Origin of the sequence: Actinomycetospora succinea (genome assembly GCF_004363095.1) — a bacterium.
In the GTDB taxonomy this organism is placed as follows: domain Bacteria; phylum Actinomycetota; class Actinomycetes; order Mycobacteriales; family Pseudonocardiaceae; genus Actinomycetospora; species Actinomycetospora succinea.
On the sequence record NZ_SNYO01000010.1, the window covers coordinates 191,409 to 215,578 of the forward strand.

Here is a 24,170-nt window from a genome sequence, read left to right on the forward strand (position 1 = left end):
ACGTGTTGCTTGCATCACAGACCCGCGGGGATGAACGGTGATCCAGCGCTCATCGACGAGGAGGATCAGATGGCCAACGTGGTGCCGGTGGACGAGTTCGCCACGGGCGAGTGGTACCCGGGGTTCAAGCCGGAGCACTTCGAGTCGCCGTACATCGTCGACGCCGCCAGCCCGTTCAAGCCCGGCGACGAGCAGGGCTTCTGGTTCCTGGACTTCCACTGGTCGCGCGGGCTCACGCCCCTGGCGGCGACCCTGTGGAGCTCCGACGGCTACTGCTGGGGCACCCAGCACGCCGCCGAGGCGCTGCCGCTCCCGCCCGGGCGCGGCATCACCGCGCGCTTCGCCGGGACCCACCTCTACGGCTGCGCCCTGCCCGAGACCGACCCCCGCGAGATCGGCGCCCGCGCCAACCGGATCGGCACCAACCTCCCGCACTTCCTGGCGAACTACCGCTCCATCTGGGAGGCCGGCCGCGACGAGCTCGAGGCCACCTGGCAGTACTTCCGCGGCGTGGACTTCACGGGCACCCCGGACCTCACCGAGCTGCTGACGCAGGGCCGGCGCTACCACAAGCGCTCGATGGAGATCCACTTCGGCGTCATGTACCCGATGCTCGCCAACTTCCTCGGCTTCTACGGCGCCTGCGCCGACATGGGGATCAACCCGGCCGAGATCGGCAAGTTCCTCCAGGGCGAGGACACCAAGATCATGGAGACCGACCGCGAGCTCTACCGGCTCGCCCTCAAGGCCCGCCAGGTCGGCCTCGAGCCGGTCTTCGAGGAGAACGAGCCCCTCGCGCTGCGCGAGGCCCTCGGCCGCCACGGCGGCGCGGCGTCGGTGTGGCTGACCGAGTTCGACGACTTCCTGCAGGTCTATGGCTGGCGCGCCGAGGCGACCTGCGACGTCGGCGTCCCCAGCTGGATCGAGGACAACACGATCCCGCTCGGCCTGGTCAAGACGTTCCTCAAGCGCGACGACGCCCACGACTTCGAGGCCGCCGCGCGCAACGCGCTCGCCGAGCGCGACGAGGCGATCGACAACGCGCGGTCGGGCCTGACCAGGGAGGAGCAGGCGGTCTTCGACGCCGGCCTCGCCTCCAACCAGGCGGCGAACTTCCCCTGGTGGCAGGACGACCACAACTACTACATCGACCTCAAGGTCATGCTCCCGCTGCGCTGGGGGTGCCAGGAGCTGGCGCGGCGCGAGAACGCGGACAACAAGGACGACATGCTCTACCTGTTCTGGCCGGAGCTCCAGGACGTCGCGAGCGGGCGCCGCCCGTACGCGGGCGAGCTCAAGAGCCTCGTCGCCGAGCGCCGCCAGTACTTCGACCACTGGTTCGCCAAGCGGGGCGAGATGCCCAAGGTGCTCGGGACGATCCCCGAGGCCGTCGAGGACCCGGTGCTCATCGAGATCTTCGGGCTCAACCCGTCGGCGATCAAGGCCGTGCAGAACCCGGACGCCGCGAAGCAGACGGTGATGTCCGGCGTCGCGGCCGCCAAGGGCACCGCGCGCGGCATCGCCCGCGTGCTCCAGTCGTCCGACGAGCTGCACCGCCTCGAGCCCGGCTCGATCCTCGTCTGCGAGTCGACCTCGCCGAACTGGACGCCCGCCTTCGGCAAGATCGCTGGCGCCGTCTGCGACGGGGGCGGCATGCTGTCCCACGCGGCGATCGTCGGTCGCGAGTACGGCGTCCCGACGGTCACCGCGGTCGGCGTCGCGACGCTGTCGATCTCCGACGGCGACGAGATCGAGGTCGACGGCACCACCGGCACCGTCACGATCCTCACGAAGGCCACCACCACCGCGGACACCGCCGCCGAGACCCCTGCGGGTGTCGCCGGGTGACCGCCGCCCCGGAGGTAGTCATGGACCCGGCCCCCACCACCACACCCACCACCGGCCACAGCTGCGACGCCGTCGTCTGGATCGACGAGGTCGACCCGCAGCGGGCCATCGCGGCCGGCGGCTCCAAGATGGGGCGGCTCGCCGAGCTGCTGGCCTCCGGCGTGGAGGTCCCGCAGGGCTTCGCGGTCACCGTCGACGCCTACGCCCGGCACTGCCGCGAGTCGGGCCTCGACGAGCGCATCGACGCGGTGATCGGGCGGCTGGGCTCCTCGCCGAGCGAGGCCGAGGTCGAGGCGGCGTCCGCCGAGATCCGGGCGATGTTCACGGCGACGCCCGTCGGCGAGCACCTCACCGCCCGGCTCACCGAGGCCTACGAGGAGCTGTGCCTGCGCGCCGTCGACGTCAACGTCCCCGTCGCGGTGCGCTCGTCGGCCACCGGGGAGGACGCCGCCGACGCGTCGTTCGCGGGCATCTTCGACACCTACCTCGGGGTGTCGGGGATCGAGCGGGTCCTCGACGCCGTCCGCAACTGCTGGGGCTCGCTGTTCACCGCCCGCGCGCTGGCCTACCGCCTGCGCAAGGGCATCAGCCACCACGCGATGCCGATCGCCGTCGGCGTCATCGAGCTGATCCACGCCCGCGCGTCGGGGGTGGCGTTCTCGGTCCACCCGGTCACCGGCAAGGCCGACCGGATCGTCGTCGAGACCAGCTGGGGCTGGGGCGAGGCGATCGTCCAGGGCCTCGTCGACCCCGACCACGTCGAGATCGGCAAGGCCGACGGCCGCGTGCTCAAGTACGACGTCGCGCACAAGCGGGTCGTCTCGGCGTTCGACTTCGCGGTCGGCGCCGTCACCGAGATCGACATGCCGGCCAAGCTCGCCGACCGGAAGGTGCTCGACGACGAGCAGGTCGGCGCGATCGCGTCGGCGGTGCGCGCCATCGAGGAGCACTACGGCCACCCGGTGGACGTCGAGTGGGTCATCAGCCGCCACCGGCGCGCGGGCGACCCGGTCTGCATCGTGCAGACCCGCCCCGTGACGGTGACCGCGTCGCCGGAGGAGGCCGCGCCGGCCGCCTACGACCCGGTGGCCCTGGCCCAGAAGTACCTGTTCTCCGGCAAGCCGATCCCGGGACGGTAGGGCCCGCGGTCTCGTGGGGGTCCGGGTCGCCGCGGCGACCCGGACCGCTCACGCGCCGGCGCGGACGATGCCGTCGGAGCCGGCGATCCAGGCGGGGCCGTCGCGCGTCACGTCCTCGGCCCCCTCGTCGTCGCCGTCGTGCCCGGACGTCTCGTCGGTGTCGTCGGCACCGCCCTCCGGCTCCCGCGGCGCGGGGACGACGGGCGCGACGAGGGCCTCGTCCGCGAGCCGCTGGTAGACCCGCCCCAGGTCGATCAGGCCGGCGGCGAGGGCCCGTTCGTCGTCGTCGCGCTCGAGGTACCCGACGGCCTCGGTGAGGCTCGTCGCCGCCTCCGCCGTGCGTCCCAGCAGGACCTGCATCCGCCCCGCCGCTCGCAGCAGGCGCCCGCACTGGCCGGGGTGGGCGGTGGCGTCGACCAGCGAGAGCGCCCACTCGAACGCCTCCTGGGCCTGCCGGTAGGCGCCGACCGCCCCGTGGTCCCCGAGGCGTTCGTAGAGCATCCCCAGACGGTGCGCCCGGTCGGCACGGGCGACCCGGTCGAGGTCGATCCCGGGCGGGACGGCCGAGCAGTTCGGCGGCCTCGTCGGCCACCTCGTGGGCCTCGTCGATCCCGCCGGCGTCGATCAGGCACGTGGCCAGCGCGGACAGGGTGATCTGCAGGTCGTCGGGCGCGGACCCGATCCGCTTCGAGCGCGCCGAGCGCCGGTAGAGGTCGGCGGCCTCGCTGATCCGCCCGGTGGACTCGTAGACCTGGGCGATGTCGTGGAGCACGACGCCGTAGGTCGCCGGCTGCTCGTCGGGGTCGGTGAGGTCGCGCGCCCGCTCGAACGCCGCGAGCGCCTGGTCGAGGTAGAACTCGGGCGAGGCCGGGTCGGGCCGGTCGTTCGTCACGGGGGCCTCCTGCGGGGCGGCGCGGGCTCCCACCGCAGCGTAGTCGCGGATCTCGACGCCGTGTGAGCTGTGCCACCGGCCCCCTGCCGGCGGGTACGGGCACCGTCGCCGGGGGAACACGCCGTCGGCGACCGGACGGAGGACCACCATCAGCTCGTCGACCGGGACCACCCCCACCGCTGCGCGCCGCGGCCTGCGGGGCCCCACCGCCGCCGGCGTCATCGCCCTCGCGTTCCTCGTGACGATGCTCGGCGCGACGATGCCGACGCCGCTCTACCCGATCTACGAACGGCAGATCGGCTTCGGCGGTGTCATGGTCACCGTGATCTTCGCGGCGTACGCCGTCGGCGTGACGCTGGCGCTCGTGCTGTTCGGGCGGCTGTCCGACCAGGTCGGGCGACGCGCGGTGCTGCTGCCGGGCCTCGCGCTCGCGGCGGTGTCGAGCGCGGTCTTCCTCGTCCCGGACAGCATCACGGCGCTCTTCGTCGGCCGGGTGCTCTCCGGGCTCTCGGCCGGGATCTTCACCGGCACCGCCACGGCCGCGATCGTGGACCTGGCGCCGGAGGGCCGCCACCAGCGCTACAGCCTGCTCGCCGCGGCGGTGAACATGTTGGGCCTCGGTCTGGGCCCCGTCCTCGCGGGCGCGCTCGCCGAGTTCGCGCCGGCGCCGCTGTCCCTGTCCTACGTCGTGCACATCGTGCTGGTCCTCGTCGTCGGCGTCGCCCTGTACGCCGTCGCCGAGCCGATCGCCGTCCCCGAGGGACCGGTCCGCTGGCGCCCACAGCGGATCGCGGTCCCACCCGAGGTCCGCGGCGTGTTCGTCCGGGCCGCCGTCGCCGGGTTCGCGGGGTTCGCGGTGCTCGGCCTGTTCACCGGCGTCTCGCCGGCCTTCCTGACGCAGGTCCTCCACATCGGAGACCACTTCGTCGGCGGGCTCGTCGTCTTCACGCTCTTCGGGGCCTCGACGGTCGGCCAGCTGGCGTCCGCCCGGTTCACCGAGCGGTCCGCGCTGCTCGTCGGCTGCGCGGCCCTCGTGGTCGGGGTGGTGCTCGTCGGCGCCGCCATCGGACTCGCCTCGCTCGCCGTCCTCGTCACGGGCGCGGTGATCGCCGGCCTCGGGCAGGGCATGAGCTTCCGGGCGGGGCTCGCCGCGGTGAGCGCGGGCAGCCCGCCGGCGAAGCGCAGCGAGGTCGCGTCGAGCTTCTTCCTCGTCCTCTACGTCGGCATCTCGCTGCCGGTGATCGGCGAGGGCGTCGCGTCGGCGGCGTTCGGGCTGGTGACCTCCGGCATGGTGTTCGCCGGCGCCGTCGCGGTGCTGGGCATCGTCGCCTTCGTCAGCCTGATGGCTTCGCCACGTGAGTGATCCGGGTCGCCCTGGCGACCCGGATCACTCACGTGCGCAGCATCAGCCGGCGGCTGATGACGTCGGCGGTGTCGGTGACGAGCGCGGTGTAGCGGCGCATCGTGGCCGCGCCCGCCCGGGTCACGGGGACGGCGACGCTGACGGCCGCGACCGGCTCCCGCTCGCCGTCGCGGATCAGCGCCCCCACCGACACGACGCCGAGCCGGCTCTCCTCGCGGTTGTCGGCCCACCCGCGGTCGGCGATCTCGCGCAGGCGCCGGCGCAGCGTCACCGGGTCGGTGATCGAGTGGGGCGTGGGGCGCTCCGGGGTCCACGCGGCGAGCCGGGCGTCGAGCTCGTCGGGCGCCAGGGCCGCGAGCAGGACCTTGCCGGTGCTCGTCGTCGTGGCCGGCAGCCGCGTGCCGACGCGGGCGAAGATGCGGACCGTGTGCGGGCTCTCCAGGCGCTCGACGTACACCGAGTCCATCCCGTCGAGCACCGCGAGCTGCACGGTCTCCCCCGTCGCGTGACGCAGCCCGGCCATCGCCGGCATCGCCGCCTCGTGCAGCCCGACGTGCGGGGCGACGCTGGCCCCGAGCTCGTGCACGGCCAGGCCGAGCCGGTAGGTCCCGCCGGGCCCGCGCTCGAGCAGGCGCTCGTCGGCGAGCGTCGCGAGCAGCCGGTGCACCGTGCTCGTCCCCAGCCCGAGGCGGCGGGCGAGCTCGGCGACCCCTAGCTCGCGGTCGACGACCGAGAACTCCTTGAGCAGCCGCGCGGCGTTGCGCACCGAGTTCAGCTCCCAGCTCGGCCGGTCCGCCACGGGAGGTGAACCTAGTCCGGGATCTCGGGCGCGGGGATCTCGAAGGCGTTGAGCAGCGCCGAGGTCGCGAGGTACATGCCGACGAGGTGGGTCATGTCGAGCACGCCGTCGCGGCCGAACGCCTCCTCGGCCGCCGCGTAGGTCTCCGGCGTGACGCGGTGGGTGCGCACGAGCTCGTCGGCGAACCGGTGCGCGGCGAGCTCGTCGGGCGAGAAGCCGTCGGTGGACCCGTTGCGCAGGCCGGCGATCACCGTCTCGGACAGGCCGACGGTCCGGGCCACGGCGACGTGCGCGTAGATCTCGTAGTCGGCCTGCCAGGCGACGCCGACGGTGAGGATGACGACCTCGCGGACGGTCTTCGACAGCGACGAGCCGCGCTGGTCGGTCTGGACCCACTGGTTGAAGGCCCGCCCCGGTGCCGGGCGCAGGGCGAAGGCGTTGAAGGGCCCGATCAGGCCGCCCGCGTCGTCGGTCGGCGCGAAGCCGGAGCGCTCGGCCCAGCGCCCGGAGCGCCCGACGATCTCGTCGCGGGCGGCGCGCTGGTCGTCGTCGAGGTCGAGCGACTCGTTGCGCGGGAGGCGCCCGCCCCAGTCGCGGTCGTCGGCGCCGGGGTGCACGGAGATCGTCACCCGGCGGACGCTAGCCCCGGGCGGGCGCGGCGGCAGCACGGGTCGCCATGACCCGCGGCACCGCCAGCGAGAGCCCGGCCGCGACCACGCAGAGCGCGCCCGCGCTCCACCAGGCACCGTCGTAGGCGCCGGTGAGGTCTCGGATGAGGCCGGCGCCGATCGCGGCGATCGCCGAGCCCAGCTGGTGCGCCGCGAAGACCCAGCCGAAGACGATCGGCGCGCGGGACCCGAAGCGCTCACGGCACAGGGCGACGGTCGGCGGCACCGTCGCGACCCAGTCCAGGCCGTAGAAGATGATGAACGCCCAGAGCGGCGGGGCGGCGGTCGGCGCGAGCAGGAACGGCAGGACCAGCAGCGACGCGCCGCGCAGCACGTAGTAGACGGCGAGGAGCTTGCGCGGGTCGACGCGATCGGTGAACCAGCCCGAGGCGATCGTCCCGAGCACGTCGAACACGCCGACCACCGCGAGCAGGCCCGCGGCGGTGGTGGCGGGCATGCCGTGGTCGTGGGCGGCGGGCACGAAGTGGGTGTTGAGCAGCCCGACGGTGGTCGCGCCGCAGATCGCGAACCCGCCCGCGAGCAGCCAGAACGTGCCGGTGCGCGCGGCGTCGCGCAGGACGGTGACGGTGCGCCGGGCCGCGCCGCCCGTGACGACCTCCTCGGGCTCGTCCTCGCCGGGCGTGGCGCCGTGGGCGACCGTGCCGACGTCCGACGGTCTGTTGCGCAGGAAGAGCAGCACCAGCGGGACGACGACCAGCGCGCCCGCCGCGACCACCAACGACGCGAACCGCCACCCCACCGACCCCGCGAGCGAGGCCATGAGCGGCAGGAACACCAGGCCGCCGGCGGCCTGGGCGGCGGTCAGCACCCCGGAGACCAGCCCGCGCCGGGCGACGAACCAGCGCCCGGTCACCACCGCGACGAACGCCAGCGCCATCGACCCGGTGCCGACCCCGACCAGCACGCCCCAGAGCAGGACGAGCTGCCAGGCTGTCGTCATGAACACCGTCAGCCCGCTGCCGGCCGCGACGAGCAGCAGCGCGACCGACACGACCCGGCGCATGCCGAAGCGCTCCATCAGCGCGGCGGCGAACGGCGAGACGATGCCGTAGAGGAGCAGGTTCAGCGACACCGCCGACGAGATCGTCGCCGTCGACCAGCCGAACTCGGCGTGCAGCGGCTCGACGAACACCCCGGGCGCGGAGCGGAACCCCGAGGCGCCGAGCAGCGTGACGAACGCGGTCGCGGCGACGGCCCAGGGCCAGGCGTTCCGGCGAGCCGAGGCCCGGGCTCCCGGGGTCGGGGCGGGCGTGGCGTCGGGCCGCGTCTCGGTCACGAGGGAACAGCGTGCGGGACGCGATCGCCACGATCCAGTGGCCGGAACGCCAACTCGTGCAAGAATCCGGCCATGCTTCCGGACCGCGAGCGTCACGTCGTCGCCGTCCTCGCCCTGCCCGAGGTCGTCGGCTTCGACCTGCAGATCCCGCCCCAGGTGTTCGGCACCGCGGAGGACGCCGGCGGCCCTCTCTACGACGTGCGGGTCTGCGGCCTCACCGAACGCGTCCCGTCGACGGCGGGGTTCTCGCTGCTGCTCGAGCACGGGCCCGAGGCGCTCGCGGCGGCCGACACGGTGATCGTGCCCGGCACGCACTACGTGCCGGCGCGCCGCGACGGCGTCCTGCCCGACGACCTGCTCGCGGCGCTCGACACCGTGCCCGCCCACGCCCGGTGGCTCTCGATCTGCACCGGCGCGTTCGTCCTCGCCGCCGCGGGCCGCCTCGACGGGCGCCGCGTCGCCACCCACTGGGCCCGGGCCGCCGAGCTCCGCCGCCTGCACCCCCACCTCGAGGTCGACGAGTCGGTGCTCTTCGTCGACGACGGCGACGTGGCGACCTCGGCGGGCCTCGCCGCCGGCCTCGACCTCTGCCTGCACGTCCTGCGCGGCGACCACGGCGCGGAGGTCGCCAACGCCGTCGCCCGCCACCTGGTCGTCGCCCCGTGGCGCGACGGCGGGCAGGCGCAGTTCATCGACCACCCGCTGCCGGCGGCGGGCGCAGGCGCGACGGGCGCGGTCCGGGCGTGGGCGGCGGAGCACCTCGACCAGGACATCGACGTCGCCGGGCTGGCGGCGCGCGCGTCGATGAGCGTCCGCACCTTCACCCGCCGCTTCCGCGCCGAGACCGGGACCTCCCCGCACGCCTGGCTGGTCGCGCAGCGGGTCGCCCGCGCGCGGCGCCTGCTCGAGGGCAGCGACCTGCCCGTCGACCGGGTCGCCGCGGATGCGGGGCTGGGGACGGCGGCGTCTTTGCGGGCGCACCTCGCCGACGAGGTGGGGCTCTCGCCGCTCGCCTACCGGCGGCGTTTCCGGCGTCGGGGCGCCTGAGCACCGCCGTCCCGCGGAGAGGGACGCGGCTCTTCTCCCCGGCGCGGCGGCTCCCTAGCGTCGTCGGCACCGCCACCACTCGGGAGGACACCGGTGCTGACCGCCGAGCAGAACGAGGAACTCACCGCCGTCGAGGCCGGCACGCCGATGGGCGAGGTGCTGCGCCGCTACTGGTACCCCGTCGCCTTCACCCGCGAGCTCGTCGAGTTCCCCGTCAAGCGCGTCGAACTGCTCGGCGAGTTCTTCGCGCTGTGGCGCTCGCCGTCCGGGAAGTACGGGATCATCCCGGAGCCCTGCCCGCACCGGAAGGCGTCGATGGCCTACGGCGTCGTCGAGGGCGACGGGCTGCGCTGCCCGTACCACGGCTGGAAGTTCGACACCGACGGCGCGTGCACCGACCAGCCGGCGGAGAAGGCGAACACCAACTTCGCCGAGCGCGTGCGGGCGACCGCCGGGAAGGTCGAGGAGATGGGCGGGCTCGTCTGGGCCTACGTCGGTCCCGACCCGGCGCCGCTGCTGCCGCGCTTCGACGTCTACGTGATGGACGGCTACCGCGACATCGGCTGGGCGGACATCCCCTGCAACTACGTGCAGGTCATGGAGAACGCGGTCGACCCGCACCACGTCGAGCACCTGCACGGCCGCTACTTCGAGTTCATCGGCCGCCACGAGGGCTTCGAGGCCCCGGCGTCGTTCGGCAAGAAGCACCAGCGGATCGGCTTCGACGCCTTCGAGTGGGGCATCATCAAGCGCCGCGTGCTCTCCGGGGCGAGCGAGGACAACGACGACTGGAAGGTCGGCCACCCGCTCGTCTTCCCCTACAACATGCGCGTCGGCGGCGGCGGCATCCACCAGATGCAGATCCGCGTGCCGATCAATCGCACGACGACGCGGTTCATGCTCTACACGGTCCACGCGCCGGAGGGCTACGAGCCCGTCGAGCAGGAGCGCGTGGCCGACTACGAGATCCCGGTGTTCGACGACCGCGGCAACCACGTCGTCAACTACGTCGAGGGCCAGGACATCATGGCCTGGGTGACGCAGGGCCCGATCACCGACCGCACCACCGAGCACCTCGGGCGCTCGGACATCGGCGTCTCGCTGCTGCGCAAGATGTTCCGCCAGGCGATGCAGGCGGTCGCGAAGGGCGAGGACCCGCTCGGCACCATCCGCGAGCCCCACGAGCGCATCGACCTGCCCTGCGAGAAGGACAAGTTCCACGCCGGCGGCGCGGAGTTCGCGATCGACTTCTGCAACATGGGGTCGACCCGCTACTCCCCCGACCTCGAGCCGATCAAGCAGGTGCACCTGGACGCCGCCGCGCGCGTCGAGGCGGACAAGGCGGCCGGGCGACCGTCGTTCACGCCCGCCGGCGGGATCGGCACCGCGACCCTGGCGCCCGACACCTCCGCCCAGGTGGACTCGGGGACGATCCCGCGGTGAGACTGTCCGCTGTGACGGTCCCCGACGGCTCCCCGGGCGCGAAGATCGACCGCCGGTTCGCCGCGGACGTCGAGGCGCACCGCCGCGACGCGCCCCGGTTCTGCCCGTCGTGCGCCCGCGACCTGGGCCTCGCGAACGAGTTCTGGGAGGGCGACGCGCGGCGGTTCTACTGCTGGTGCGCCTCCTGCGACTGGACGGGCGAGGTCACGACCACCGGCGACACGGCGATCGGTCACGAACCGGAGCACTGAGACGCGCGCCGTCGCCAGGTTTCGAGCGAAGGGCACCTTCGCGCGGATAGACGGGCGAGAGGCGCCCACCGCCGGAACGTCGAGCGAGCCCGACCTCGCCCGGTCGTGCTGACGGCAATCACCGGCAGGTCATCGGACGTACGGGCGACACGCGGGTGCACGACGCACTCCTGATCTCCACGGCAGGCCGGCCGCGGCGCGTCGCCCGAGCTGGCACCCCCGCGGCGCGAGGGAAGGGCACCTTGGCTCGGATGGACCGGCGAGGGGTGCCCGCCGCCGGAACGTCGCGATGCGCGAGCGGCACGCCGCGCATGATTCTCGGGGAGCTCGGGCTGCGGACCGTGCCGGTCGCGGAGTTCGTCGAGGCGCTCTCGCTGAAACGGCCCGGCGTTGTCGGGGGTGCCCTCTAGAATCGAACACATGAGCGAACGGGTGTTCGGGTCGGTGGAGCGGGACGCGATCGAGCGCGCCCGCACCGGCGAGATCACCCGCCGCCGCGAGGACTACGCGCGTCTCGAGCAGGTCGCCGCGCTGGAGGAGCTGCGGGTCGCGGAGATGACCGGCGACCGCTCGACCGGGCGGTTGCTCGAGGAGCTGTGGCGCATCGGTGCGGTCGAGGCGAAAAGGTTGGTCGCCGAGGCCGCCGACCTGTGCCCGCGCTCCTCGCTGATCGGGGAGGCGTTGCCGGCGCGGTTGCCGGCCACCGCCGCGGCGGCGAAGGGCGGGCTGGTCGGTCCGGCGCACGTCGCGATCATCCGCACGACGATGCGCCGTCTCGACCGGGTCGAGGGTTTGCCGCTCGAGGAGTGGGTCGAGGCGGAGCGCCGCCTGGCCGATGACGCGACCCGGCTGGGCCCCAAGGGGTTGCAGGCGGTCGCGGACCGGTTGCTGGCGTATCTCGATCCGGATGGTGAGGAGCCGGCCGAGGAGAACGCGGGCCGGGATGACGAGTTGTTGTTCACCCGCCGTAAGAACGGGGTGCTGCACTTCCGGGGGCGGATGTCGGATCCGGTGGACGCCGAGGCGTTCGGCAGTGTCGTCGACGATCTCGCCGCCCCGTGTGGGCCCGAGGACACCCGTGAGCTGGCCCTGCGCCGCATCGAGGGCCTCAAGGACCTCGTCGGTGCGGCACGTCGCCCCGGCGGCGTCGCCGCCGACACCGACCGATCCGCCGACGAGCACGGCGCGGCGGACGAGTCCGACGAGGCGGACGGGTCGGAGGCGCTGATCCCTGCTCCGCGTCAGTCCGAGCCCACCGCGACGGGCCGGCGGGTCGAGCGGCCGGGGCGGGCGTTGCTGACGATCACCATCGATCACCGCTGGCTGCGTGGGGCGCTCACCGAGAGGGGCGGCTACGGGGTGCTGGAGTCCGGGCTCCGCGTGCATCCGGGCACGGTGCGCCGCTGGGCCTGCGACGCCGAGATCGTCCCGGTGGTCCTCGGGTCGAAGTCCGAACCCCTCGACGTCGGGCGCCTGCAGCGCACCGCCCCGGACGCCATCCGCCGCGCGCTCAACCTGCGCGACGGGGGCTGCGCGTTCCCCGGCTGCACCCGCCCACCCCGGCGCTGCCAAGCCCACCACGTGCAGGAATGGATCGACCACGGGCCCACGGCGATCGACAACATGTGCCTGCTCTGCCGATATCACCACCAGGTGATCCACCACGGGCACTGGACCATCCAAATGATCGACGGGCTGCCCTGGTTCACCCCACCCTGGATCATCGACCCCGAACGACAACCCCGACCCGGCGGACGACCACGCGTCCCGGATCCTCCGCCGGAAGTCAGCGCTCGACCGTGATGCTCCAGCCGTCGAGGGTGCCGCGGTCGATCGCGACGCGGTCGGCGATCTGCAACGTCCACGCGCCGCCGACCTGCTGGCCCACGAGCGGGGCGAGCGGGCCGCCCTGGTTGCTGTCGAGCGCCAGCGCCAGGCCCGGGCGGTTGCGGTCGCACTGGTCGGTGTCCGACAGCACCGCCGTCTGACCCTGCGGCGAGCGCAGGGTGACCACGAGGTCGCAGATGTACGGATGGCTGATGGTGGCGTTCACCTGGATCGCCGACACGGTGCCCGAACCGTCGAGCGTGATCGTGTCGGTGACGCCGGCGGGGTCGGCGTCGGGGATCGGCACCGACCGCTGCGACTGGCCCTCCAGCGCGCTGCCGCCGAGGGTCAGGACCAGGACGACGACCGCGATGATCGCGACGAGGACGACGGCGCCGCCGCCGAGGATCCACGGCAGCGCCTTGTTCTTCTTCTTGGGCGGCTGCTGCCCGTAACCGTAGGGGCCGTACCCCGGCTGCCCGTAGCCCGGCTGCCCGTAGGGCTGCTGCCCGTACGGCTGCTGGCCGTAGGGGTTCTGCCCGTACCCCGGCTGCCCGTACGGCTGCTGCCCATAGGGGTTCTGGCCGTAGCCCGGCTGCCCGTACGGCTGCTGGCCGTACCCCTGCTGCCCGTACCCCTGCTGCGACGGATCGCCCCCGTAGTACGGCTGGGGCCCGGACCCCGGCTGCTGCCCGTACGACGGGTCCGCGGTGGGCCCATACTGCGTGGGCTGGGAGCCGAACGACTCCGGGCGGTTGGGGTCACCGGAGCCGGAGCCACCGCCGAAAGGGGAGGACACGGGCGGCAACATACCTCCCGCACGGCGTCGTCCGGTTCCCCCTCACGACATCGCCAGGGAGCCCTCAGAAGGACCGGGACGAACCGGGCGCCTCACTCCCGTGCGTGGGCCCGCAGGCGCTCCGACCACGACAGTTCCCGGGGCGGGTCGCCGACGTCGGCGTAGGTCACGCCATCGATCTCGCGCACCGGGTGGACGCCGAGCACGTGCTGCGGCGAGGTCGCGCACTCCCCGGTGTCGAGGTCGAAGCGGTACCAGTGCCAGGGGCAGACGAGCACCCCACCGTCCCGCACCCACCCCTGCTCGAGCGGGCCCCGGTTGTGCGGGCACACGGCGTCGACGACGCGCAGGCCGTCGGGCACCGCGAGCACGACGAAGCGCCGGCCGTCGTCGCTGGTGACGACGCCCGGCGCCTCGACGCGGACGAGGGTCACCGCCGTCCGGACGCCCGCAACGACGCGAGCGACTCGCCGCCCACGAACCAGTGCTCCGGCTCGCACTCGGTGACGACGACGCGCACGTTCCCGGCGGGCGCGCCGACCGCGCGCGTCACCGCGGCCGTGACCTCCTCCCCCAGCGCGGCGAGCTGCTCGGGGGTCCGGCCCCGGGCGAGGGTGATCTGCACGAGCGGCATGGCGGGCCTCCGAGTCGGTTCCGCGGGTCAGGAAGAGCAGGCGAGCTCGACCGTGCCGAGGCGGTCGATGGTCACGGCGACGACATCGCCCGCGACGACGGGCGTGGCGGCGGTGAGACCGCCGGAGAGGACCACCTCGCCGGCCGCGAGGCCCTCCCCCGACGCCGCGAGCCGGCGCACGAGCCACGCCACGGCCGCGGCGGGGTGCCCGAGCGACGCGGCGCCCGAGGCGGTGGCGACGAGCTCCCCGTTCTTCTCGAGCAGCACGCCGACCAGCCGGACGTCGATGCCGGCAGGGGGCACCGGGGTGCCGACGACGAAGCGGGCCGCCGACGTGTTGTCGGCGACGACGTCGGCCATGGTGAAGCGGTAGTCGCGGAACCGGGAGTCGAGGATCTCGATGCCGACGGCCAGCCCCGACGTCGCGGACAGCACGTCGGCGGCGGTGACGTGGGCGCCCGCGAGGTCCCGGCCGAGGATGAACACGATCTCCGGCTCGGCGCGGGGCTGGATCAGCTCGCCGGTGCGCAGCGGCTCCCCGAGGTCCAGCGCGCCGGCGCCGGGCAGGAAGCCGCAGACCGGGTCGGACACGCCGACCTGCGCCTGCTTCGCCCGCGAGGTCACCCCGAGCTTCCAGCCCACCCGCGGGCCGGCCTGGTCGCGCAGCACGCGCTGCACGGCGTAGCCGGTCTCGAGGTCGAGGTCGGTGACGTCGTCGGTGAGCGGGTCGATCGCGGTGCGCTCGGTGACGGCCTTGGTCAGCCGGTCGGCCAGGTCGTGCACGTCGACGGTGTTCATGGTCGAGCTCCGCTCCGCTTCGTCTCCCGCATCTAGGACTCCTTCACCCGGATCGTCACCGGCCCGAGCCGGTCGAACTCGGCGCGGAACACGTCGCCCGCGGCCAGCGGCACGGCGGCGTGCAGGGCCCCGGTCATGATCATGTGGCCCGGCTCGAGCGCGACGCCGGCCTCGCCGAGGACGTTCGCCAGCCACGCCACGACGGCCAGCGGGTCGCCGAGAGCGGCCGCGCCGGCGCCGGTGTCGACGAGCTCGCCGTTGCGGGTGAACGTCATGCCGATCAGCCGGGTGTCGAGCCCCTGGAGCGGCACGAGCCGCGAGGACACGGCCACCGCGCCGTTGGAGGCGAGGTCGGCGACGGTGTCGGCGAGCTTGATCCGCCAGTCGGCGATGCGGGAGTCGACGATCTCCATCGCCGCGGCGACCCCGGCGACGGCGGGCGCGACGTCGGTCGGCCCGATGCCCGGGCCCTGCAGGCGCGAGCCCAGGACGAACACGATCTCGGCCTCGACCTTGGGCGCGATGAAGCGGTCGAGCGGGATCGCGTCGCCGTCGCGGTAGACCGTCGACGAGAGCACCGGGCCGTAGTCCGGGGTGTCGATCCCGATCATCTTCTGCATCGCCGCGGACGTGACGCCGACCTTGTGCCCGACGACCGTGTCGCCGTCGGCGAGCAGCAGCGGCACGAGCTCCTGCTGGATCGCGTAGCCGTCGGCCATGTCGAGGTCGGGCTCGGCGTCGGTGAAGGGCGGGATCGGGACGCGGGTGCGCCGCGCCTCGTACAGCGCCCGTGCCTTCGCGGCGGGGTCGGTGACGGCCACTCAGCTCTCCTTCTCCAGTAGCGGTGCGACGCGGAGCGCCGCGGAGCCGGCGCCGTCGGGAACAGCCTCTTCGGACCAGCCCAGCCGGCGGGACACGGCCTCGCCGGCCTCCACGATGGTGCGGGCCAGGCGCTTGCGGGGCATGGCGCGGAACCGGCTGACGGGCGCGCCGATGCCGATCGCGGCGACGACGGCGCCGCGCGCGTCACGGATCGGGGCGGCCAGGGACGCGACGCCGACCTCGCGCTCGTCGACGGCGTCGGCCCACCCGCGGGCGCGCACGGTGGCCAGGGCCCGGCGCAGCTCGTCGGGGTCGGTCAGCGTGTGGGGCGTGTGGCGGGTCAGCGCCGCGGTGGCGAGGTAGCGCTCGCGCACCGGCTCCGGCGCGAAGGCCAGGAGCACCTTGCCGGAGCTCGTGCAGTGCACCGGCACGCGGCGCCCGGTCTCGGTGAACAGCCGCAGCGCGTGGCTGGACTCGAGCCGGTCGACGTAGACGACGTCGTGGCCGTCGAGCATCCCGACCTGCGCGGACTCGCCGGTCTCCTCGCGCAGGTGCGCGAGGACCGAGCCGGCGGCGGCGTGCAGGTCCATGTGCACGCGCACGGCCTCGCCCAGCTCGAAGACCACGAGACCGAGGCGGTAGCCGCCGGTGCGCGGGTCCTGCTCGACGAGCCCTTCCGCGGCGAGCGTGGTGAGCAGCCGGTGCACGGCGCTCTTGCCCAGGTCGAGGCGGCGGGACAGCTCCGAGACACCGAGCGACTCCTCGCGCGTGAGGAACGCCTTGAGCAGCCGTGCGGCGTTGGTGACCGTCTGCAGCGGCGCGTCGGTCACGCCGGTTCCTGGCCTAATGGGTCGAGCTCCGCTTCGCTCCGTCTCCCGGTGAACGCGTTCAGCAGGACCTTGCGCACCGCGTCCGGATCGGGCGTCGCACCGGGCCTCAACGAGGCGTCGACGGCCTCGCCGACCGCCGCGTCGTGCGGGCGGATCGCGCGCGCCAGCAGGATCTGGGCGCGGGCGAGGCCCGCGACGGCGGCGCCCTCCATCTCGTCGACCAGCGCCTCGCGGCCGCGGGCCCGGTCGCGCAGGCGCTCGAAGTCGCGCGCCGCGGCGGAGTGGGCGCTCGCCAGTCCGGAGCCGACGTGGCCCGCATGGTGGGGCGAGAGACCGGAGCCGGGCTGGGTGACCACGTGGTACACGACGGTCGAGATGCCCAGCGCGCCGCGCACCTTGTCCGACGCCGGCCCGTCCGACTCGTCGATGAGCCCGAGGGCGGGCACGACCACCGGGTCGTAGAAGCGCACGACCCACTCGAGGCCGTCGGCCGTCCCGGGCAGCTCCACCTCCTGGCCGCGCGGCGGCCCGAGGCCCTCGGTGGTGGCGAGGATGTGCAGGTTGCGCGCGCCGACCGCGGCCACGGTGACGCGGCCCGCCGCGATCAACGGCAGCCGCCCCTGCACCGCCGGCGGGAACGTCTCGGCCTGCTTCAGATAGGCGCGGTGGATGCCCTCGACGTAGCCGGCGACCGCGCGGCGCATGGCCATCGGATCCGCCACGACGCTCCTCCCGTCAACCCCGGAAGGGAATCGTCGTTCCGGAAGTCGGAACGGCTTGCCTTCCTTCCGGAACGCTAGGGCGGTTAGCGTCGCGGCGTCAAGGAAGCCTCCCCGCCCGGGAAAGGGCATCTCGCATGGGAATCCTCCGGCTGGCCCACGTCGACGTCCGCACGCCCGACCTCGATCTCTCGACGGCGTACTACACCGAGGTGATGGGCCTCCAGCAGGTGGCGCGCACCGACGACTGCGTCTACCTCAAGTGCTGGGACGAGGAGGACCACCACTCCCTGCGGATGCGCTACAACCCGCGCACCGGGATGGACTCGTTCACCTTCCGCGTCGAGGAGGAGGACGACCTCCACGAGTTCGAGAAGAAGGTCGAGGCCTACGGCTGCCCCACGACGCGCGTGAGCCGCGGCGGCGCCGTCGGCCAGGGCGAGTCGATCCGGTTCGAGGTGCCGTCGGGCCAGATCATGGAGCTCGTCTGGGACATCGAGAAGACCGGCAACCTGCTCGGCAAGCACAACCCCTCGCCGGTCCCGCCGCCCGACCTGCCCGGCATCGCGCCCCCGCGCATGGACCACATGCTGGTCAACGCGGAGGAGGTCGCGGAGTCCGCGTCGTTCTTCATGGACGTGCTCGGGATGCGCATGACCGAGCAGGTCCTCGACGGCAACGGCCACCAGCTCGGCGTGTGGCTCGCGGGCAACACCCGCTCCCCGCACGACATCGCGATCGTCAACGGCCCCAACGGCGCCCTGCACCACTGGGCGTACTGGCTCGACGACTGGGACCACATCCGCAAGGCCGCCGACACGCTGGCCTTCAACGGGGTGCAGATCGACCAGGGCCCGACGCGTCACGGCGTCACCCGCGGCAACACCATCTACTTCTTCGACCCGCTCGGCATCCGCAACGAGGTCTTCACCGGCGGCTACTGGGTCGACCCCGACACCGAGATCCTCACCTGGACCGAGGACAACTTCGGCAAGGGCCTCTTCTACTACGAGAACGTCATCAGCCAGCGGTTCCTGCGGATGCACACGTAAGGGGACGGACGATCGTGGCCACCACCTCCGACCGGATCATCCGGTTGCAGCACGTCGAGGTCCGGGTCCCCGACCTGGAGCTCGCCACCGCCTACTACACCGAGGTCCTCGGCCTGCTGGAGACCGCGCGCGACGAGCGCGACGGCGCTCCGCGGGTCTTCCTCAAGTGCTGGGACGAGCGCGAGCACCACTCGGTGATCCTGCGCGAGGCCCCCACCCACGGCCTCGACCACATGTCGTTCAAGCTCAACGAGGCCGCCGACCTCGACCACTTCACCGCGAAGCTCGAGGCGGCCGGCGTGCCGGTCAAGCGCTTCGCGGCCCGCGAGCTGGGTCCGGGCTGGGGCGAGGCGATCCGCTTCGAGGCCCCGTCGGGCCACCTCGTCGAGCTCACGCACGGCACCGAGCGGATCGGCAACATGCTGCCGAAGACGAACCCGCCGCCCCGTCCGCAGGACCTCATCGGGATCGCGCCGCCGCGCCTGGACCACCTGTTCGTCATGGCCGAGGACGTCGAGGCGTTCACGGCGTTCTTCACCGAGCTGCTCGAGTTCCGGCTCACCGAGCAGATCCTCGCCAACGACGGCCACCAGCTCGCGACGTTCCTCGAGCACTCGCACACCCCGCACGACATCGCCGTCATCACCGGGCCGAACGGGGCGCTGCACCACTTCGCGTTCTGGATGGACGACTGGAACGGCATCCGCGAGGCGGCCGACGCGCTCGCCTACCACGGCGTGACGATCGACGTGGCCCCCACGCGCCACGGCGTGACCCGCGGCTACACGACCTACTTCTTCGACCCCTCGGGCAACCGCAACGAGCTCTTCACCGGCGGGTACTGGGTCGACCCCGACTTCGAACCGATCACCTGGACCGAGGAGGAGATGGGGCGCGCCATCTTCTACTACCACCGCCAGGTCAACGAGCGCTTCTTCACGGTGCACTCGTGACGGGCACCGAGCAGCGCCCGGACGCCCGCTCCGTCCACCGCTACGAGGCCCCGGACTACCTGTCGCGCTACCGCTCGCGCCGCGGCGGCACGACGGACGCCCCGGCCACGCCCGAGGACGACAGCACCCCCCTGTACCTGCGCCGCTTCCGCGAGCGCGCCTCGGCCCCGAGCGACACGGGCACCGTCTCCTACGAGGGGAAGACGTTCACGCCGGCGCTCGCCGAGGCGAGCCGCGGCAAGGAGGTCGCGGCGCCGGTAGAGCGCCGCGCGTCGGAGAAGATCGTCTGCGAGATCTCGATCATCCGGCACGGCATCACCCAGGGCTACTCCACCGACGCCGGCCTGACCCCGATGGGCGGCTGGCAGGCCCACCGCCGCGGCCACGAGCTCGCGCGGCGTTTCGACCACGGCGACAGGGTGCGCCTGGTCTGCGCCGACACCAACCGCGCCCGCCAGACCGCCGACCAGCTCTACAACGGGGTCACCGACGGTCTGCAGATGTGGGGCATTGACGCGGAGATCACCGAGAAGGAGCCGATCCCGGAGCTGCGCAACTTCGGGGTCTGGACCCCGGACGGCCTGCGCGACGTCACGTCGGCGTTCCGGCAGTACCAGGCCACGAACGAGACCCTCGAGCGGCTCGCCGTCGGCGACCGCCCGCGCTGGCTCGTCGAGATCGACCGCTTCTACCGGACGCAGCTGGGCGGGGCGGACCCGATCCAGGAGTGGCTGACGATCCCGATGATGTACTTCGAGCCGCCGGCGATGTGCGTGCGCCGGTTCTGGCGCGGGTTCCACCGGCTGATCACCGAGTCGACGCAGCCCGACGGCTCGCTGACCCACCGCCGCATCCTCGCCGCGACCCACTCCGGGCCGATGCGCGCGTTCGCCACCTGGGCCCACGGCTACGACCCCGGCGAGCCGCTGAACACCGAGGAGATCCGGATCAAGATGCGCGAGGGCTGCCGGACCGCCTTCGTGTCCTACCGCAACCGGGTCACCGAGGTGAACGTGCCGCCGCCGGACGAGTTCCCGCACTGGGAGGCCTGATGACCGTCCTCTCGCTCCCTCCGCTGGACCTCGACGCCGGCGGCGCCCCCGAGGACGACTCCCCGCTCCGGTCGGTCTCGACGGCGGTGTCGGTCCTCGACTGCTTCGCCGACGAGGCCGAGCTCGGCGCGACGCGTGTCGCCGCCCGGCTCGGGATCGCCAAGAGCACGGCGTGCCGGATGCTGGCGGCGCTCGCCACCGGCGGGCTGCTCGAGCGCACCGGCTCGGGCCGCTACCGCCTGGGCCTGCGGCTCTTCGAGTACGGCCAGCTCGCCGTCGACCGCCTCATGCTGCGCGACGTCGCGCTCCCGGCGATGGGCGAACTGCGCGAGCTCGTGCGCGAGACCATCCAGCTCGGCGTCAGCGTCGGCACCGACGTGCTCTACGTCGAGCGCGCCGAGGCCGCCGGCATGAACGTCCGCTTCCGCAGCGAGCACCGCCGCAACCCGGCGCACTCGTCGAGCGCGGGCCGGGTGCTGGCCGCCGCGGACCCGGCGCTGATCACCGCGATCCTCGAGCGCGGGCTGCAGCGGTACACGCCGTTCACGGTGGTCGACCCGCTGCGCTACCGGCAGATCCTCGCGATCACCCGCGACCAGGGCTACGCGACCTCCCGCGAGGAGTTCGAGCCCGGCTGGTCGTCGATCGCCGCGCCGATCACGCTGACCCGCGGTGGGCGTCCGCACCCGGTCGCCGCCCTGTCGGTGGTCGGACCGACGTCCCGCGTGCTCGGACCCCGCAAGCCGGCGGTCGTCCAGGGCGTGCGCCGGGCCGCCGCGCGCATCTCCGCCGACCTGGAGCGGGCGCGGGGCTGACCCCTCGCGAGGTGCCACTCACGATGTGAACGCCGCGACCAGACCGTGCGGCGCGGCGTCGCCGAACATGAGGTCGTAGAGCTCGCTGCCGTCGGTCGCCGCGGCCTCGCCGCGGGGGAACAGGGCCTGCTCGTACGCGTCGAGGGCGGACTCCACATCGCTCGCGCGGGCGAGCGCGAGCGCGAGCGCCAGCTCCGCGCCGTCCTGCATCGCGATGTTGGCGCCCTCGCCGTTCGGGGGCGCCAGGTGGGCGGCGTCGCCGACGAGCGTCACGCCCGGCACGCGGTCCCAGCGGTGACCGATCGGGAGGGTGTTGAGGGGCCGGACGACCGGGGCGGTGTCGGACTCGGTGATCAGGGCCGTGAGCTCCGGCGCCCAGCCGTCGAACTCGGCCGCCACCTGCTCGACATCGGTGTCCGCGAACCACTCCTGGGGCTTCGACAGCGCGATGTAGGCGTGCAGGGTCTCGCCGGCCTCGCGGTGGGCCTGGATGCCCTTGCCCGGCTCGGGCGCCATGAGCGAGCCGCCGCCGACCGCCGCGGCCGCCGCCGGGTGGCGGGTGTCGCCGTCGAAGAGCCAGGTCTCGACGAACGTGGTGCCCGAGTACGTCGGGGTGGCGTCGGAGAGCAGCGGGCGGACCCGTGACCACGCGCCGTCGGCGCCGACGAGCAGGTCCGTCGTGACCGTGCCGCCGTCGGCGAACGCCACCTCGTGGCGGCCGCCGCCGAGGGCGCGGACCTCGGTGACCTTGTGGCCCCACCGCACGGTGCCCTCGGGCAGGGAGTCGAGCAGGAGACGGCGCAGGTCGGCGCGCTGCACCTCGGGACGCCCACCGTGCCCGTCGTCGCCCTCCTCGTAGAGGACGGTGCCGTCGCGGTCGAGGATGCGCATCGCCTGGCGGCCCTCGAGGACGAGCGCACGGAACTCCTCGGTCAGCCGCGCCGCCGCGAGCGCCGGCTGCCCGTTCCCGGCGTGGATGTCGAGCATCCCGCCCTGGGCCCGCGAGGTCGGTGAGGGTTCGGCCTCGTACACCGTGGCCGGGATGTCGTGGACGGCCAGGACGCGGGCGAGCACGAGGCCGCCGAGCCCGGCACCGATGATCATGACGTGGGTGGTCATGGTTCCTCCTCCGAGGTTCGTGGAACAATGTTCCAATCGTTGACCTGAGCTTGGAACGCCGTTCCACCCGTGTCAAGATGGCCGCCGTGTCCTCCCCGTCACGTCGCCGCACCGAGGCGCTCTCCCGCGAGCGCATCGTCGACGCCGCCGTCGCCCTGCTCGACGACGCGGGTGAGGGCGGGCTGACGTTCCGCGCGCTGTCGCAGGCGCTGGCGACCGGGCCCGGGGCGATCTACCACCACGTGGCGAACAAGGAGGAGCTGCTCGCGGCGGCGACGGACGCCGTCGTCGCCGGGACACTCGCCGACGAGCCCGACGGGACTCCGCAGGACAAGGTCCGGGCCCTCGCGCTCGGCCTGTTCGACGCCATCGACGCGCACCCGTGGGTCGCGGGCGGGCTCACCGCGAGCTCCTGGCAGGCGACGTCACCGCGGATCTTCGAGAAGGTCGGCCGGCAGGTCCGCGACCTCGGCGTGCCGCACGACCGCTGGTTCACGGTGACCTCGGTGCTCGTCCAGTACATCCTGGGTGCCGCCGCCCAGAACGCCGCCAACGCGCGGATCCTCGGCCCCGACGTCGATCGCGACGAGTTCCTCGGGGCCGTGTCGACGACCTGGGAGGAGCTCGACACCGACGAGTACGCGTTCACCCGCACCGTCGCCGACCAGATGCGCTCCCACGACGACCGCGAGCAGTTCCTCGAGGGGATCGACCTGGTGCTCGCGGGCATCGGCACGACCGTTCGCCCCACCGGAACACCTGTGATGCCCGCCTCCCCGTCGCGCTCCTAGCGTCGGTGCCATGCAGCGCAGCACCGACCGCGTCCTGACGACCCACGTCGGCAGCCTCGCCCGCCCCGAGGCCCTGCTCGACACGATGCGGGAGAAGGAGCACGGGCGTCCCTACGACGCCGACCTCTTCGCCCGCCAGGTGACCGAGGCCGTCGCCGACGTCGTCGCGCGCCAGCGCGAGACCGGCATCGACGTCGTCACCGACGGCGAGATGGGCAAGGTCAGCTTCGCGACCTACGTCCAGCGCCGGCTCGACGGCTTCTCCCCCGACTCCGGGGAGCGGCTCCTCCCGCCGTCCTGGCAGGTCGAGATCGACGCGTTCCCGGACTACTACGAGGGCTACCTCGGCAAGTACTCGAAGACGGTCGCGCCGATGCAGAGCGTCGCCTGCGTCGGTCCGGTGAGCTACACCGGCCAGGAGGAGCTGCAGACCGACCTCGCCAACCTGCACAAGGCGCTGGCCGGCGTCTCCGGCGTGGTCGAGGCGTTCATGCCGTCGACGTCGCCGCGCGGCTTCGGGCGCAACGAGTTCTACGCGAGCGACCGCGAGTACTACGAGGCCGTCGGCGAGGCGCTGCGCGAGGAGTACCTGGCGATCGTCGACGCGGGGTTCCTGCTGCAGATCGACGACCCGTGGCTCATCGAGATCCTCTCGGACCCGACCCTCGAGCCCGCCGAGCGCGACCGCACCGCGCGCGAGCACGCCGAGATCGTCAACCACAGCCTGCGCGACATCCCGACCGAGAAGATCCGCCTGCACACCTGCTACGGCCTCAACCACGGCCCGCGGATCCACGACATCGGCATGGGCGAGGTCGCCCCCTACATGCTCGGCATCCGCGCCGGCGGCTACTCGTTCGAGGTCGCCAACCCGCGCCACATGCACGAGTGGAAGATCTGGCAGGACCTCCCGCTGCCCGAGGGCTCGGTGCTGATCCCGGGCCTGCTCGGCCACGCGCAGAACTACGTGGAGCACCCGGAGCTGATCGCCGACATGATCGGCTGGTACGCCTCGGCCGTGGGGCGGGAGAACGTCATCGCGAGCGCCGACTGCGGCTTCTCCTCGCGGGCGAGCTACGCGCCCGAGGTGCACCCGACGGTGGTGTGGGAGAAGTTCCGGGCGCTGTCGCAGGGTGCGGAGATCGCGACCCGGCGCCTCTGGGCGTAGAGCGCGGAAAGGGGAGGCAGGGCGTGGACGTCCCCCCGGGCGAC

24 protein-coding genes and 1 pseudogene are annotated in these 24,170 nt (G+C 73.3%); 13 read left to right on the top strand and 12 right to left on the bottom strand.

The window, feature by feature from the left end:
- The first annotated feature begins 69 nt into the window (after positions 1-69).
- Positions 70-1,848 carry a PEP-utilizing enzyme gene (locus tag EV188_RS26210; protein ID WP_133829263.1) on the top strand — a complete coding sequence of 593 codons (1,779 nt, stop codon included), beginning with the start codon at positions 70-72 and terminating at the stop codon, positions 1,846-1,848.
- 20 nt (positions 1,849-1,868) lie between these two features.
- A complete protein-coding gene (locus EV188_RS26215) occupies positions 1,869-2,987 on the top strand; it encodes a PEP/pyruvate-binding domain-containing protein (protein ID WP_133829264.1) in 1,119 nt (372 codons plus the stop codon).
- Positions 2,988-3,035: 48 nt separating this feature from the next.
- Here the strand turns inward: EV188_RS26215 and EV188_RS26220 are convergent, their stop codons facing one another.
- Entirely contained in the window at positions 3,036-3,488 is a 453-nt protein-coding gene (locus tag EV188_RS26220) for a hypothetical protein (protein WP_133829265.1), read from the bottom strand.
- Positions 3,489-4,099: 611 nt separating this feature from the next.
- Between EV188_RS26220 and EV188_RS26225 the strand changes: the two genes are divergently transcribed.
- Positions 4,100-5,242 carry an MFS transporter gene (locus EV188_RS26225; protein WP_424922958.1) on the top strand — a complete coding sequence of 381 codons (1,143 nt, stop codon included), beginning with the start codon at positions 4,100-4,102 and terminating at the stop codon, positions 5,240-5,242.
- 28 nt (positions 5,243-5,270) lie between these two features.
- Here EV188_RS26225 and EV188_RS26230 read toward each other — a convergent pair whose 3' ends face one another.
- From EV188_RS26230 to EV188_RS26240, 3 genes are read right to left on the bottom strand one after another with little or no spacing between them, the layout of a single operon-like run.
- Positions 5,271-6,041: an IclR family transcriptional regulator gene (locus EV188_RS26230; RefSeq protein ID WP_243742013.1), complete on the bottom strand. Its 771-nt coding sequence runs from the start codon at positions 6,039-6,041 to the stop codon at positions 5,271-5,273.
- A gap of 11 nt (positions 6,042-6,052) precedes the next feature.
- The gene (locus EV188_RS26235) at positions 6,053-6,670 is read right to left on the bottom strand and encodes a carboxymuconolactone decarboxylase family protein (protein ID WP_133829267.1); all 618 of its coding nucleotides are present in this window, start codon (positions 6,668-6,670) and stop codon (positions 6,053-6,055) included.
- A gap of 10 nt (positions 6,671-6,680) precedes the next feature.
- The gene (locus tag EV188_RS26240) at positions 6,681-8,006 is read right to left on the bottom strand and encodes an MFS transporter (protein ID WP_133829268.1); all 1,326 of its coding nucleotides are present in this window, start codon (positions 8,004-8,006) and stop codon (positions 6,681-6,683) included.
- 72 nt (positions 8,007-8,078) lie between these two features.
- Between EV188_RS26240 and EV188_RS26245 the strand changes: the two genes are divergently transcribed.
- From EV188_RS26245 to EV188_RS26260, 4 genes are all read left to right on the top strand, one after another.
- Entirely contained in the window at positions 8,079-9,053 is a 975-nt protein-coding gene (locus tag EV188_RS26245) for a GlxA family transcriptional regulator (RefSeq protein WP_133829269.1), read from the top strand.
- Positions 9,054-9,146: 93 nt separating this feature from the next.
- The gene (locus EV188_RS26250; protein WP_133829270.1) at positions 9,147-10,496 is read left to right on the top strand and encodes a Rieske 2Fe-2S domain-containing protein; all 1,350 of its coding nucleotides are present in this window, start codon (positions 9,147-9,149) and stop codon (positions 10,494-10,496) included.
- A complete protein-coding gene (locus EV188_RS26255) occupies positions 10,493-10,747 on the top strand; it encodes a hypothetical protein (RefSeq protein WP_243742014.1) in 255 nt (84 codons plus the stop codon). The genes EV188_RS26250 and EV188_RS26255 overlap by 4 nt, the downstream gene beginning before the upstream one ends.
- A gap of 420 nt (positions 10,748-11,167) precedes the next feature.
- Complete coding sequence (locus tag EV188_RS26260; protein ID WP_133829271.1) at positions 11,168-12,550, top strand: HNH endonuclease signature motif containing protein; 1,383 nt, start codon at positions 11,168-11,170, stop codon at positions 12,548-12,550.
- On the opposite strand, the gene EV188_RS26265 is transcribed toward EV188_RS26260, so the two are convergent.
- The 7 genes and pseudogenes from EV188_RS26265 to EV188_RS26295 form a co-directional block, all read right to left on the bottom strand.
- A complete protein-coding gene (locus EV188_RS26265; protein WP_133829272.1) occupies positions 12,534-13,373 on the bottom strand; it encodes a proprotein convertase P-domain-containing protein in 840 nt (279 codons plus the stop codon). The two genes, EV188_RS26260 and EV188_RS26265, sit on opposite strands and share 17 nt — an antisense overlap.
- A 92-nt stretch (positions 13,374-13,465) precedes the next feature.
- A complete protein-coding gene (locus tag EV188_RS26270) occupies positions 13,466-13,807 on the bottom strand; it encodes a Rieske (2Fe-2S) protein (protein WP_133829273.1) in 342 nt (113 codons plus the stop codon).
- Positions 13,804-14,010: pseudogene (locus EV188_RS26275) on the bottom strand (2-hydroxymuconate tautomerase); the annotation flags it as partial. The pseudogene EV188_RS26275 and the gene EV188_RS26270, both read right to left, overlap by 4 nt.
- A 24-nt stretch (positions 14,011-14,034) precedes the next feature.
- Positions 14,035-14,805 carry a 2-keto-4-pentenoate hydratase gene (locus EV188_RS26280; RefSeq protein ID WP_133829275.1) on the bottom strand — a complete coding sequence of 257 codons (771 nt, stop codon included), beginning with the start codon at positions 14,803-14,805 and terminating at the stop codon, positions 14,035-14,037.
- 32 nt (positions 14,806-14,837) lie between these two features.
- On the bottom strand, positions 14,838-15,626 hold the full coding sequence (locus EV188_RS26285; RefSeq protein WP_133829276.1) for a 2-keto-4-pentenoate hydratase: 789 nt from the start codon (positions 15,624-15,626) through the stop codon (positions 14,838-14,840).
- Complete coding sequence (locus EV188_RS26290; RefSeq protein ID WP_133829277.1) at positions 15,627-16,457, bottom strand: IclR family transcriptional regulator; 831 nt, start codon at positions 16,455-16,457, stop codon at positions 15,627-15,629.
- A complete protein-coding gene (locus EV188_RS26295; RefSeq protein WP_243742015.1) occupies positions 16,454-17,179 on the bottom strand; it encodes a hypothetical protein in 726 nt (241 codons plus the stop codon). Before EV188_RS26295 ends, EV188_RS26290 begins: the two co-directional genes overlap by 4 nt.
- 134 nt (positions 17,180-17,313) lie before the next feature.
- Between EV188_RS26295 and EV188_RS26300 the strand changes: the two genes are divergently transcribed.
- From EV188_RS26300 to EV188_RS26315, 4 genes are read left to right on the top strand one after another with little or no spacing between them, the layout of a single operon-like run.
- Entirely contained in the window at positions 17,314-18,228 is a 915-nt protein-coding gene (locus EV188_RS26300) for a catechol 2,3-dioxygenase (RefSeq protein ID WP_133829278.1), read from the top strand.
- A 14-nt stretch (positions 18,229-18,242) separates the two neighbouring features.
- Entirely contained in the window at positions 18,243-19,181 is a 939-nt protein-coding gene (locus EV188_RS26305; RefSeq protein ID WP_133829279.1) for a catechol 2,3-dioxygenase, read from the top strand.
- Positions 19,178-20,233, top strand: a complete 1,056-nt coding sequence (locus EV188_RS26310) for a histidine phosphatase family protein (protein ID WP_133829280.1) — start codon at positions 19,178-19,180, stop codon at positions 20,231-20,233. The genes EV188_RS26305 and EV188_RS26310 overlap by 4 nt, the downstream gene beginning before the upstream one ends.
- Complete coding sequence (locus EV188_RS26315) at positions 20,233-21,048, top strand: IclR family transcriptional regulator (protein WP_133829281.1); 816 nt, start codon at positions 20,233-20,235, stop codon at positions 21,046-21,048. The genes EV188_RS26310 and EV188_RS26315 overlap by 1 nt, the downstream gene beginning before the upstream one ends.
- 18 nt (positions 21,049-21,066) lie before the next feature.
- Here EV188_RS26315 and EV188_RS26320 read toward each other — a convergent pair whose 3' ends face one another.
- Entirely contained in the window at positions 21,067-22,167 is a 1,101-nt protein-coding gene (locus EV188_RS26320; RefSeq protein ID WP_133829282.1) for an FAD-dependent oxidoreductase, read from the bottom strand.
- Positions 22,168-22,244: 77 nt separating this feature from the next.
- On the opposite strand from EV188_RS26320, the gene EV188_RS26325 reads away from it, so the two are divergent.
- Both EV188_RS26325 and EV188_RS26330 read left to right on the top strand, forming a co-directional pair.
- The gene (locus tag EV188_RS26325; protein WP_133829283.1) at positions 22,245-22,958 is read left to right on the top strand and encodes a TetR/AcrR family transcriptional regulator; all 714 of its coding nucleotides are present in this window, start codon (positions 22,245-22,247) and stop codon (positions 22,956-22,958) included.
- Positions 22,959-22,968: 10 nt separating this feature from the next.
- Positions 22,969-24,126 carry a cobalamin-independent methionine synthase II family protein gene (locus tag EV188_RS26330; protein WP_133829284.1) on the top strand — a complete coding sequence of 386 codons (1,158 nt, stop codon included), beginning with the start codon at positions 22,969-22,971 and terminating at the stop codon, positions 24,124-24,126.
- The last annotated feature ends 44 nt before the right edge of the window (positions 24,127-24,170 follow it).